This window comes from Pseudomonas sp. 8 R 14 (assembly GCF_900005955.1).
GTDB classification, from domain to species: Bacteria; Pseudomonadota; Gammaproteobacteria; order Pseudomonadales; family Pseudomonadaceae; genus Aquipseudomonas; species Aquipseudomonas marginalis.
This window is the reverse complement of record NZ_CVTH01000055.1, coordinates 159,333-172,005: the sequence shown is the minus strand read 5'-3', so window position 1 is coordinate 172,005 and position 12,673 is coordinate 159,333. Positions and strand designations below refer to the sequence as shown.

The window sequence follows — 12,673 nt, the reverse complement described above, 5'->3', positions numbered from 1 at the left end:
GACGCCACGGCAAGGGTGGTGATCACATCTGGCAGCAAATTATTCCCAGGCATACCGTAAATCAAATGTGGAAGGGAGCCAGCCCCCTCCCACATTCATCAGGCGTACTGCGCTGCGGCGTAACCCGAGGCCCAGGCCCACTGGAAGTTAAACCCGCCCAGATGCCCGGTCACATCCAGCACTTCCCCAATAAAGTACAGGCCCGGGCTTTTCAGCGATTCCATGGTCTTGGACGAGACTTCCCGCGTATCCACCCCGCCCAAGGTCACCTCGGCCGTGCGGTAGCCCTCGGTGCCCGCCGGCACCAGTTGCCAGCTCGAGAGTTTTTGCGCGATATCGGCCACTTCAGCGTGGGTGTACTGCTTCATCGGCTTGGACGCGAACCAGGTGTCCGCCAGCAGGTTGGCCATCTTCTTGGTGAAGATTTCACCCAGCAGGGTTTTCAGCTCGCTGTTGGGGCGCTCCACCTGCTGCTGTTGCAGCCAGGTGTGGGCGTCGTGGTCGGGCAGCAGGTTGATCTCCAGCGTGTCGCCGGACTCCCAGTAGGAGGAAATCTGCAGAATCGCCGGGCCGCTGAGGCCGCGATGGGTAAACAGGAGGTTTTCGCGAAAGCTCTGGCCGTTGCAGCTGACCAGGCAATCCACCGAGGTCCCGGACAGCTCGCCACACAAGTCCTTGAGCTGGTCGGTGATGGTGAACGGCACCAGCCCGGCGCGGGTCGGCAGCAGTTCGTGGCCGAACTGCCTGGCGACTTGATAGCCAAAACCGCTGGCGCCCAGGGTCGGGATCGACAGGCCGCCGGTGGCGATCACCAGGGATTCGCAGCGCAGTTCACCCAGGGTGGTCTGCAACTGGTAGCCGCTGTCGACCTTGGCGATTTCTTCAATCGAGGTGTCCAGGTGCAGGCTCACGCCGGTCTGGATGCACTCGTCCAGCAGCATGCCGAGGATGTCACTGGATTTGTTATCGCAGAACAGCTGGCCGAGTTTCTTCTCGTGGTAGGGCACACCGTGCTTGGCCACCAGCCCGATAAAGTCCCACTGGGTATAGCGGGCCAGGGCGGACTTGCAGAAGTGCGCGTTGTGCGAGAGGAAGTTGGCCGGCTCGGTGTACATATTGGTGAAATTGCAGCGGCCGCCGCCTGACATCAGGATCTTCTTGCCGGCCTTGTTCGCATGGTCGAGCAACATCACCTTGCGCCCACGCCCGGCGGCGGTCAGTGCGCACATCAAGCCTGCGGCGCCGGCGCCAATGATCACAACTTCGGTCGAGCGCACAGCAATGTCCTCACAAAAATAGGGGGCTGAAATGCAATCAAAACTGGGGGAGGGGGCTTGCGCCCCGATTCAGTGGGGCTGCTTCGCAGCCCAGCGCGGGGCAAGCCCGCTCACCACAGCAAGCCCGCTCACCACAGCAAGCGCCCTCCCACATTGGATCTCCATATAGGTCGGAGACCGTGTTACAGGATCCGAACGCGCAACGAACGGCCTTTGATCTTGCCGTCGTTCAAGCGCTGCAACGCCTGCTTGGCGATGCCGCGTTCCACGGCCACGAAGGCCTGGAAGTCGAAGATCGCGATCTTGCCGACCTGGGCACCCGGGATGCCGGCTTCGCCGGTCAATGCGCCGAGGATGTCGCCCGGGCGCACCTTGTCTTTGCGCCCGGCGGCGATGCACAGGGTGCTCATCACCGGCAGCAGCGGACCACCGCTTTGCGGCTTGAGGTTGTCGAGTTGGTCCCAGTTCAGCGGCGACTTCTGCAGTTGCTCGATGGCCTGGGCGCGATGCGCTTCGGACGGCGCCACCAGGCTGATGGCGATGCCGGTCTCACCGGCACGACCGGTACGGCCCACGCGGTGGATGTGGATTTCCGAGTCGCGGGCCAGTTCGACGTTGATGACCATGTCCAGCGCGTCGATGTCCAGGCCGCGGGCGGCGACGTCGGTGGCCACCAGGACCGAGGTACTGCGGTTGGCGAACATCGCCAATACCTGGTCACGGTCGCGCTGTTCCAGGTCGCCATGCAGGCCGACGGCGGAAATGCCCTTGGCCGTCAGGTGATCGACGGTTTCCTGCACTTGCTGCTTGGTGAAGCAGAACGCCACGCAGGAGGCCGGGCGGAAATGCGCCAGTACCTTGGTCACGGCGTCCATGCGTTCTTCCGGGGAGATCTCGTAGAAACGCTGCTCGATCTGGTCGTCGGAGTGGAACGCTTCGGCTTTCACTTGCTGCGGCGCGCGCATGAATTTCGACGCCAGTTGCTTGATGCTCACCGGGTAGGTGGCCGAGAACAGCAGGGTCTGGCGGCGCGGCGGGGTCTTGCTGATGATGTCTTCGATGGCGTCGTAGAAGCCCATGTCGAGCATGCGGTCGGCTTCGTCGAGGATCAGGGTGTTCAAGCCGTCCAGCACCAGCGAACCCTTGCGCAGGTGTTGCTGGATACGGCCCGGGGTGCCGACGATCACGTGGGCGCCGTGCTCCAGGGAGGCGATCTGCGGGCCGAGGGACACGCCGCCGCACAGGGTCAGGACCTTGATGTTGTCTTCGGCGCGGGCCAGGCGGCGGATTTCCTTGGCGACCTGGTCGGCCAGCTCACGGGTCGGGCACATCACCAGGGCCTGGCAGCCGAAGTAGCGCGGGTTGATCGGGTTCAGCAGGCCAATGCCGAACGCCGCGGTCTTGCCGCTGCCGGTCTTGGCCTGGGCAATCAGGTCCAGCCCCTTGAGGATCACCGGCAAGCTTTGCGCCTGGATCTGCGTCATCTCGACATAACCCAGTGAGTCGAGGTTAGCCAGCATGGCGGCGGACAGGGGCAAAGTATTAAAAGCGGTGGCGATGGTAGTCACGGGACTGGCTCTGCAAAACAAAATGTCGCGCAGTGTACCAGCCCTGTGGGAATTTCCCCGCAAGTTCTAGACGAGACGCCCGTTAATGCTCGATATGCTGTTCCGGGCTGGCCGCCCGTTTGCCGTCTTTGGGCGACAATTGCAGGAAGATCGCCGCCGCCAGCATCGCCATGATGCCCACGGTGAGGAAGGTCAGCTGGAAGGCGCCGAGCACGCTTTCCACGCCATCGTTGCCGGACTCGGCAGTAAAGCCGCCAAGCAACGCACCGGCGCATGCTACCCCAAGGCTCAGGGACAATTGCGCCACCACTGACAGCAAGCTGTTGCCGCTGCTGGCCTGGGCGTCGTCAAGGTCGATGAGGGTGACGGTGTTCATCGCGGTAAATTGCAGCGAGTTGATCGCCCCCAGCACCGCCAGCATGGCCAGCAGCAGCGGGTAGGGCGTCTGTTCGCTGACCAGGCCCATGCTCGCCAGCATGATGCCCAGGGCCAGGGTGTTGCCGGTCAGCACCACGCGATAACCCAGGCGCTCGATCAACGGGCGCGCCACCGACTTGGCGAACATCGCCGCCGCCGCCAGGGGCAGCATGCTCATGCCGGCCTGGGACGGCGAGTACCCCAGGGCCACTTGCAGCAGCAACGGCACCAGGAACGGCAAGGCACCGCTGCCCAGGCGCGCGAACAGGTTGCCGAGGATGCCCACCGCGAAGGTGCGGGTCTTGAACAGCGCCGGTGAAAACAACGGGTTATCGATATGCCCGGCGCGCAGCCAGTACGCCGCCAGGCACGCCAACCCGCCGAACAGCAACAGCATCACCCGCAGGTGGGGCAGATGCAGCTCGCCCAGACCTTCCATGGCAATGGTGATCAGCACCATCGCCGCGCCGAACAGCAGGAAACCGAGGCCATCGAAGCGCGTGCGCTCGCTGCCGCGCAGGTCGGGGATGAATTTCCACACGGCGTAGCAACCGATCATGCCCACCGGCAGGTTGATCAGGAAGATCCAGTGCCAGGTCAGGTATTGCACCATCCAGCCGCCCATGGTCGGGCCGAGCAAGGGCCCGAGCAGGCCGGGGATAGTAATGAAACCCATGATCCGCACCAGCTCGGAGCGGGGGTAGGCGCGTAGCACCACGAGCCGCCCGACCGGCAGCATCAGCGCACCGCCGAGGCCCTGGATGACCCGCGCGCCCACCAGCATGGTCAGGCTGCTGGACAGGGCGCACAGCAAGGAGCCGATGCTGAACAGCATGATCGCACCGAAGAAAATCTTCTTGGTGCCGAAGCGGTCGGCGATCCAGCCCGAGGCCGGGATCAGCAAGGCGACGGTGAGCATGTAGGCGATCACCACCCCTTGCATGCGCAGCGGGTTTTCCGCCAGGTCCCGGGCCATGGCCGGCAGTGCCGTGTTGAGAATCGTCCCATCCAGCGATTGCATGAAGAAGGCAATCGCGACCACCCAGGGGAGCCAGCGGGCGGTCTTGGCATCGAGAGGGGCACGATCTGGCATGGGGTACCTTTTTGTTAGCCGGCTATGTGTCGGCGATTATGCGCCATTCGTCGCTCCTTTTCCCACTGGCGGTTCGTCTAAGTCCGACAAGTTCGCGTGCTCTCCCACCAGGAAATCCAACAACGCCCGGTGCACCGCCAAAGCGGCCTCGCGGGACTCCAGGTCGAGTAAATGCCCAGTGTGTTCGGCCACCGCAAAGCTGCTGTGGCCCACGTACTGTTTGAACAGTCGGGCCTCGGCGGCGGGGGTGTATTCGTCCAGCGCACCATTGAGAAAGTGCACCGGGGTTTCGATCTGCCGCAGCGCCGGCAGGTAGTTGCCATCACCCAATGCCAGCACCTGGTGGATATGAAAGCGCGCCTGGCGGTACTCGGTGGTGGCCATGTTTGACAGGTGCCGATGGTTGTTGCGCTTGAGGCGTGGCGACAGGTATTTGCCGACGGTCTCGTTCAGCAGGTGGCCGACGGCGGATTTGTCATCGGCCTCGATCAGCACCCGCACGCGCTCCACATAGTCGAGCATGGCCTGGTTGAGGTTGGGCGCCAGGGCCATCACCACCGAGCTTTCGATCGACGGCGGGTTGTGCGCCAGGGTCAGCAGCGTGGAGATGCCGCCCCAGGAGGCCGAGACCAGATGGTTGACCTGGAAGCGTTCGACCAGGGCGCGCAGGATTTGCACCTCGTCATCCTTGGTCACCAGGTCGAGGTCGGTGTTGTGTTCGCGGGAATAGCCCGAGAAGGGCAGGTCGAACAACAACACATTGAAATGCTCGGCCAGGCATTTGCTGGTACGGGCGAATGAGCGTGTGGTGGACAGTGCGCCATTGACCATCAGAATGGTGTTCTTTTCCGAATCGTTTCCCAGTTGCTCAACATGAACGTTGTAGTGCTTGAACAGCTTTTCTATGACAAAACTTCCATGGTTCATGTCAACGCTCCAGCTTGCCCTTCCCGGGCAAGGTCGTGCTCTCGTGGGTGGGGTGGCGGGGTGCCACTAACCGTTATAACGAGGTTTTTCGCAGGCGACAACAGGCTGCCCGTGCAGACTGGGAGGAAGAGAATTTACGGTAGGAAGGGATGAAACCGGGATGTCTGAAATCAGCACAGGACAAGGTGGGAGAGGGCAAGCCCGCTCCCACAGGGGGGGGGTATCTACAGGGTCAGGGTCAGGCGTTTAACCAGGGCACCCGGTAACAGGTTGGACGCGGTATTGCGCTGGCTATAAGTGCTGGCCGACAGCAGCAGTTCCCGCTCGGCGGTCAGCGCTTCCAGTTGCGAACCGAGCAACTGGTAGACGCTGTCATCAAAACGCATGGTGCTGACCGGCGCCTTGATCTCGCCGTCTTCCACCCAGAACGTGGCGAAGCGCGTCATGCCGGTCAGGCGTGCGGCGGGCAGGTCGGAGTAGTTCAGGTACCACAGGTTGCTGATGTAGAGCCCGGTGCCCAGTTGCTTGAGGATCTCGGCCTGGGCCAGGTTGCCCGCCGCGATCTGCAAGGCGCTCGGTGACTCATCGCCGCTGGCGCCGTTGGCGCTGAGGCCATATTCGGCGGCGCTGCGGGAGTTCACCAGTTGGCCCTCGGCCTGGCCGGCATTGATCAGGGTGACGTCACTGCGCGGGTAGCCTTCGCTGGAGAACGCCTGGCTCAGGGAGTCGGTGATATGTTCTTTCACCGTCACCAGGGGGCTCAAGGACTGCTCGCGGGCATACAGCCGTTGCAACGAGCTGCCTTTGCTGGCGATGGCCTGGGCGGAAAAACCACCCCAGGTGATGATGCTGATGATTTCTTCCAGCGCCGCCGGCGCGAGGTAGGCGCGGTATTGTCCGGGCGCCAACGGGTGCAGCGGGCGGCCGAGGAATTCCAGCTGTTCACGCGCCAGCTGGAAGCGCCGGGCGAACTCGGCGCTGTCCCAGGCGTCGCCGGCGTAGCTGGCTTTTACCGCCTCGCCATTGGCGTGGAACAGGCTGAAATCGAAGTTGAAGCTATTGGCCTGATGCCAGCCAAACGCACCGTCCGAACTGGCGAAGCCCCGGCTGATCGGGCCGGCGGCATAGAAGCCGACCAGGTCGAGGCCATCGGCGGCCTGGCTGATTTCTTCCAGTACCTGGGCCAGGTCGGGCAGGGGGCGGGCCTGTTCGTTGTGGCTTTGCCAGGCGTTGTGGTTGAGCAGCAGGTACGGGTCATGGGGCAGCAGCGGCAGGGTTTCGCGCAATTGGCGCAGGCCGTCGGCGAGGCGCTGGCGATCCAGCTCGGGCTCGCCGGCCAGGGTGATGCCGAGGTCGGCATGGCGGCCATCGCTGATCAGCTTGAGGTTGAGGCTGGCCTGCTGCACGTGCCCGGCCTGACGCACCTTGGCGTGGTTGAAGCGCACGAACTCGGACGATTCTGCCGCGTAGCCCAGGTGGAATTGTTCCTTGTCGGTGATGGCCTGCTTGAGCCACTGCACCAATGCCTTGAAGGTGTTCATCAGGCATCTCCTCCAAATACGTCAACGTTGCTGAACACACAGGCCGGCGACGCATGGCCGACGCGGATCACCTGGTTGGGCTCGCCCTTGCCGCAGTTCGGCGTGCCCAGCACCTTGAAGGTGCTGGCGTCGCCCACGGCGCTGAGGTTGCGCCAGAACTGCGCGGAAATCGCCCGGTAGTTGGGGTTCTTTACCACGCCCTTGAGCTCGCCGTTTTCAATCAACTGGCCCCACTCGCAGCCGAACTGGAACTTGTTGCGTGCATCGTCGATGGACCACGAACGGTTGGTCGACATCAGGATGCCGCTTTCGATGCCGCCAATCAGTTGCGCCAGGTTCTTATCGCCGGCTTCGATATTCAGGTTGGCCATGCGGTCGATCGGCGGGCGGTTCCAGCTGCTGGCGCGGCTGTTGGCCACGCCGCCCATGCCCGAGCGGAACTGCGACAACGCCCCACCCAGGGGCTTGAGCAGCAGCCCTTCGCGGATCAGGAATTGCTTGCTGGCGGCGGTGCCGTCGTCGTCATGGCCGTAGCTGGCCAGTTGCTCGGGAATGTCCGGGTCGAACGTCACGTTCAACAGCTTGGAACCGTATTGCAGTTGGCCGAAGTCGCTGGCCTTCACAAAACTGGTGCCGGCGTAATTGCGCTCGTCGCCGAGGATGCGGTCGAGTTCCAGTGGGTGGCCGATGGACTCGTGGATCTGCAGGATCATCTGGTCGGGCATCAGCAGCAGGTCGCGCGGGCCCTGGGGCGTGTTTGGCGCCAGCAGCAGTTGCAGGGCTTCGTCGGCAATGCGCGGCGCGGCGCCCACCAGGCCGAAGCGGCTGATCACGTCAAACCCGCCTTGCTGGCCGAAGTTGCTGCCGCCGAGGGTGCGCGACTGGCTGTCGTTGCCGTCGTAGGCGGTGACGTTGACGCCGGGGAACACAAATCGCTGGGCCTGGCGCAGTTCGGCGCCGGCACTGTTGAGGTAGATCTGCTCGACGTGGGTCAGGCCGAGGCTGACTTCCCAGTTCACCAGGCGCTCGTCCTGGGGCACTGCAGAGGACTCATCGCCGAGCAGTTGGTAGCAGTCGCTCAAGGACGGGAAGGCGTGCTCGAGGTGCGGCGACAGGTAGTCGGCGACGTCGCTGGACACCGGTTGGTCGCGCAGGTCGAGCAGGGCGTGAGGTTTTATCAGGCGGGCTTGCTGTTCGGCGCGCTCGAGGGCGGCTTGCAGGCCAGGCAGGGAAATATCGTGGGTCGCGGCGTAGGTTTCCACACCGTTCAAACGCACGGTGAGCATGGCGCCTTCGTCGTGGTTCAGGTGCGGCGGTTCGGCGACGTTCTTGCGCACCGACAGGTACTGGCCGGACTCGCGCACGTAACGCAGGGAGAAAAATTCGGCGGTGGTGCGCAGGGCACTGAAGTGCTGCTTGAGTGTGGCGTGGTGGTCGAACATGGGGCCTTCCTTGTGGGCGGCTCAGCGCGGGCAGGCACACAGAGTAGGCCTGGGCTGGGGAGCGATCAAGGAGAGGTGATTCTTTGTGGCAAGTGCCCCTGTGGCGAGCGGGCTTGCCCCACATTGGCTGCGCAGCGGTCCCAAAAATATTGGGAGCGCTGCGCACTCCAGCGCGGGTGTAAGCCCGCTCACCACCGGGTTTAGCGTTATTGCGCCAATGGCCCCACTTCACGCAACGGCTTGCCACGCACCGGCGCGTCGCCGGCCACGTAGTAGTCGGCAGTGCTGCGCGGCAGCGGCTGGCGGCCACGGATCTTGTCGGCGATTTTTTCGGCGATCATGATCGTCGGCGCGTTCAGGTTGCCGGTGGTGATGATCGGCATGATCGACGCATCGACTACGCGCAGGCCCTGCATGCCATGCACGCGGCCTTCGCCATCGACCACGGCCATCTCGTCGTCGCCCATCTTGCATGAGCAGGACGGGTGGAACGCGGTTTCGGCGTGCTCGCGGATGAACTTGTCCAACTGCTCATCGGTTTGCACCTCGATACCCGGGCTGATTTCGCGGCCACGGTACGGGTCCAGTGCCGGCTGCTGCATGATTTCGCGGGTCAGGCGGATGCCGTCGCGGAATTCCTGCCAGTCCTGCTCGGTGGCCATGTAGTTGAAGAGGATGCTCGGGTAGTCCCGTGGGTTCTTCGACTTCAGTTGCACGCGACCACGGCTCGGCGAGCGCATGGAGCCCATGTGCGCCTGGAAACCGTGCTCTTTCACACCGTTGCTGCCGTTGTAGTTAATCGCGACCGGCAGGAAGTGGTACTGGATGTTCGGCCATTCGAATTCTTCACGGGTACGGATGAAACCGCCCGCTTCGAACTGGTTGCTGGCGCCGATGCCGGTGCCGTTGAACAGCCACTCGGCACCGATGGCCGGCTGGTTGTACCAGAGCAGCGACGGGTACAGCGACACCGGCTGGGTGCACGCATATTGCAGGTACAGCTCAAGGTGGTCCTGCAGGTTTTCGCCGACGCCAGGCAGGTCGTGGACCACCGGGATGTCGAGGCTTTCCAGCAGCTTGGCCGGGCCGACGCCGGAGCGTTGCAGCAGTTGCGGCGAAGCGATTGCGCCGCTGCACACCAGCACTTCTTTACGCGCACGGGCTTCAACGCGCTCTTCGGCGGCACCGATCAGGTAACGCACGCCAACGGCACGCTTGCCTTCGAACAACACCTTGTCGGTGAGGGCGTGGGTGACGATGGTCAGAGTCGAACGCTTCTTGGCCGTGTCCAGGTAACCGCGCGCGGTGCTGGCGCGACGGCCGTTAGGCGTGACGGTGCGGTCCATCGGGCCGAAGCCTTCCTGCTGGTAGCCGTTCAAGTCCTCGGTGCGCGGGTAACCGGCCTGCACGCCCGCTTCAACCATGGCGTGGAACAGCGGGTTGTTGCCGGCTTTAGGTGTGGTCACGCTGACCGGGCCATCGCCGCCGTGCCAGTCGTTGGGGCCGATGTCGCGGGTTTCGGCCTTGCGGAAATACGGCAGGCAGTCGAGGTAGCTCCAGTCTTCCAGGCCCGGCAGCTTCGACCAGTTGTCGTAGTCCATGGCGTTGCCACGGATGTAGCACATGCCGTTGATCAGCGAAGAGCCACCCAGGCCCTTGCCGCGTCCGCATTCCATCCGGCGGCCGTCCATGTGTGGCTCCGGATCGGTCTCGTACGCCCAGTTGTAGCGGCGGCCTTGCAGCGGGAAGGCCAGGGCGGCGGGCATCTGGGTGCGGAAATCGAGGCGGTAGTCGGGGCCGCCGGCTTCCAGCAGCAGGACGGTGACGCCTTCGTCTTCGGTCAGGCGGGTCGCCAGGGTGTTACCGGCGGAGCCGGCACCCACAATGATGTAGTCGTATTCTTGGGACATAAATGCACCCTCTTAAAAGTTTGGCCGCCCGTAGCAGCTGCCGAGGAACGAGGCTGCGTTGGGCTGCGTAGCAGACCCCAAGATCGCTACGCAGCCTCGCTTGCGCTCGTCAGCTGCTACGGCGGACCTTGGGATCGATACGCGCTGAGTTGAGTGGGGTTGCTTAGAACACCGAGGCGTAGTCGCCCAGCTCAACCTGTACCGATTTGATGCGGGTGAAGTTGTTCAGCGAGCTGATGCCGTTTTCACGGCCCACACCGGATTGCTTGTAGCCACCCACCGGCATTTTCGCGTCGGATTCGCCCCAGGCGTTGATCCAGCAGATGCCCGCTTCCAGCTGGTGAATCACGCGGTGGGCGCGGTTCAGGTCCTTGGTCACAAGGCCCGCAGCCAGGCCGAAGTCGGTGTCGTTGGCGCGGCGGATCACTTCTTCTTCGGTTTCGTAGGTGAGGATGCTCATCACCGGGCCGAAGATTTCTTCACGGACGATGGTCATCTCGTCGGTGCAGTCGGTGAACACGGTCGGGGCCACAAAGGCGCCTTTGGCCAGGTCGCCGTCGGTCAGGCGGTCGCCGCCGCACAGCACGCGGGCGCCTTCTTCCTTGCCTTTGGCGATGTAGCCCAGCACGCTTTCCATGTGGGCGAAGCTGACCAGCGGACCGAAATTGGTGTTGGCGTCCTGGGGGTCGCCAACGCGGATGCGCGCAACACGCTCAACGATCTTGGCTTCGAATGCCTCTTGCAGGTGCTTGGGCACGAACACGCGGGTGCCGTTGGTGCAGACCTGGCCGGAGCTGTAGAAGTTGGCCATCATCGCGATGTCGGCCGCACGATCCAGGTCGGCGTCTTCGAACACAATCAGCGGCGACTTGCCGCCCAGTTCCATGGTCACTTCCTTGAGCGACGAGCTCGAAGCGCTGGCCATGACTTTCTTGCCGGTGTCGGTGCCGCCGGTGAACGAGACTTTCTCGATGCGCGGGTGCTCGGTCAGCCAGGTGCCGACTTCACGGCCGCTGCCGGTCAAGACGTTGAACACGCCTGCTGGAACGCCGGCTTCGGTGTAGATCTCGGCCAGTTTCAGGGTGGTCAGCGAGGTGACTTCGCTTGGCTTGAAGATCATCGCGTTACCGGCGGCCAGGGCCGGTGCGGATTTCCACAGGGCGATCTGGATCGGGTAGTTCCAGGCGCCGATACCGGCGACCACGCCCAGGGGCTCGCGGCGGGTGTAGACGAACGAGGTGTCGCGCAGAGGGATCTGCTCGCCTTCGATGGCCGGTACCAGGCCTGCGTAGTATTCCAGCACGTCGGCGCCGGTGACGATGTCGACGTACTGGGTTTCGGAGAAGGCTTTACCGGTGTCCAGGGTTTCCAGGGCGGCCAGTTCGTCGTTGCGCTCGCGCAGGATGTCGACGGCACGACGCAGGATGCGCGAACGCTCCATGGCGGTCATGGCGGCCCAGATTTTCTGGCCTTTTTCCGCGCTGACCACGGCACGTTCAACGTCGTCGAACGTTGCGCGTTGCACTTGGGCGAGAACTTCACCGTTAGCCGGGTTGATGGCGTCGAAGGTGGCATCGCTGCCAGCGTCGCTGTAGCCGCCGTCAATGTAGAGTTTTTGCAGGTCGAAACGGGCCATAAAGTCCTCGCAAGTGCATAAGTGGTTGGCGTTACCCGCCGCAAAGTGGGCCATGAGGGTGTGGCAACACTGGGCGGCGGACGTTCAGGGGTTGAGCGTTTATAAGGGCTCTAACTCACCTGCTTGGCCAATTGGAAATCCATGTATTCGTAAGCGATCCGTTGCGCCTGCGCCGTGTCGAAAGCGTCTCCCGACAGGGCACCGCGCAACCACAAACCGTCGATCAGGGCCGCCAGGCCTCTGGCTGCTTTGCGTGCGTGCGGCAGCGGCAGCACTCGGCGGAACTGGCAGCACAGGTTGGAATACAGACGTTGATCGTTGATCCGCTGCAACCTGTGCAATGACGGGTGATGCATGCTGGTGGCCCAGAAGGCCAGCCAGGTTTTCATTGCCGGGCCATTGACCTGGCTGGCGTCGAAGTTGCCCTCGATGATCACCCGAAGGTGCGCCCGTGGGCTGTCGTCCTTCAGCGCAAGCCTGCGTTCGTGGACGTTCTCGATCAGCACGTTCATCAGGTAGCGCATCGTCGCGGCGATCAGGCCGTTCTTGTCCTGAAAGTAGTGACTGATGATGCCGTTCGAGACCCCGGCCAAACGGGCGATCAGCGCGATGCTGGCATCTCCCATTCCGACCTGGTCGATGGCCGTCAATGTGGCTTCGATCAACTGTTGGCGGCGTATGGGTTGCATACCGACCTTGGGCATGTAGCACCTCTCCTTAGGCCTGCCGACGGGCGATGAACGTTCGTCGACTTGAAGGCCAGTCTATTTTGTTTTGATTGAACGTTCAATCAACAAAGAATAAGCTCTGCGACAAATGGTCGCTGCCTACAGGTATTTCCTACGTGAAGGCCGCGACATCC

Annotated in this window: 9 protein-coding genes; all 9 read right to left on the bottom strand. The window is 63.1% G+C overall.

The annotated features are described in order from the left end of the window. Positions 1-98 precede the first annotated feature (98 nt). Complete coding sequence (locus BFQ01_RS12265; protein ID WP_065925479.1) at positions 99-1,277, bottom strand: NAD(P)/FAD-dependent oxidoreductase; 1,179 nt, start codon at positions 1,275-1,277, stop codon at positions 99-101. A 182-nt stretch (positions 1,278-1,459) separates the two neighbouring features. Continuing rightward, positions 1,460-2,797, bottom strand: coding sequence for an ATP-dependent RNA helicase DbpA (gene dbpA / locus BFQ01_RS12260; protein WP_235865629.1), 1,338 nt, complete (start codon positions 2,795-2,797; stop codon positions 1,460-1,462). Positions 2,798-2,927: 130 nt separating this feature from the next. After that, positions 2,928-4,355, bottom strand: a complete 1,428-nt coding sequence (mdtD, locus tag BFQ01_RS12255; protein WP_065925478.1) for a multidrug transporter subunit MdtD — start codon at positions 4,353-4,355, stop codon at positions 2,928-2,930. Between the two features lie 36 nt (positions 4,356-4,391). Then, positions 4,392-5,282, bottom strand: a complete 891-nt coding sequence (locus tag BFQ01_RS12250) for an alpha/beta fold hydrolase (RefSeq protein ID WP_065925477.1) — start codon at positions 5,280-5,282, stop codon at positions 4,392-4,394. 224 nt (positions 5,283-5,506) lie between these two features. After that, positions 5,507-6,823: a TldD/PmbA family protein gene (locus BFQ01_RS12245; RefSeq protein ID WP_065925476.1), complete on the bottom strand. Its 1,317-nt coding sequence runs from the start codon at positions 6,821-6,823 to the stop codon at positions 5,507-5,509. Further along, positions 6,823-8,265, bottom strand: a complete 1,443-nt coding sequence (locus tag BFQ01_RS12240) for a TldD/PmbA family protein (protein ID WP_065925475.1) — start codon at positions 8,263-8,265, stop codon at positions 6,823-6,825. Before BFQ01_RS12240 ends, BFQ01_RS12245 begins: the two co-directional genes overlap by 1 nt. Positions 8,266-8,471: 206 nt before the next feature. Next, positions 8,472-10,175 carry a choline dehydrogenase gene (betA, locus tag BFQ01_RS12235; protein WP_065925474.1) on the bottom strand — a complete coding sequence of 568 codons (1,704 nt, stop codon included), beginning with the start codon at positions 10,173-10,175 and terminating at the stop codon, positions 8,472-8,474. Between the two features lie 163 nt (positions 10,176-10,338). Continuing rightward, a complete protein-coding gene (gene betB, locus BFQ01_RS12230) occupies positions 10,339-11,811 on the bottom strand; it encodes a betaine-aldehyde dehydrogenase (protein WP_065925473.1) in 1,473 nt (490 codons plus the stop codon). A gap of 110 nt (positions 11,812-11,921) precedes the next feature. Next, positions 11,922-12,515, bottom strand: coding sequence for a transcriptional regulator BetI (betI, locus tag BFQ01_RS12225; RefSeq protein ID WP_053128113.1), 594 nt, complete (start codon positions 12,513-12,515; stop codon positions 11,922-11,924). Between the last annotated feature and the right edge of the window lie 158 nt (positions 12,516-12,673).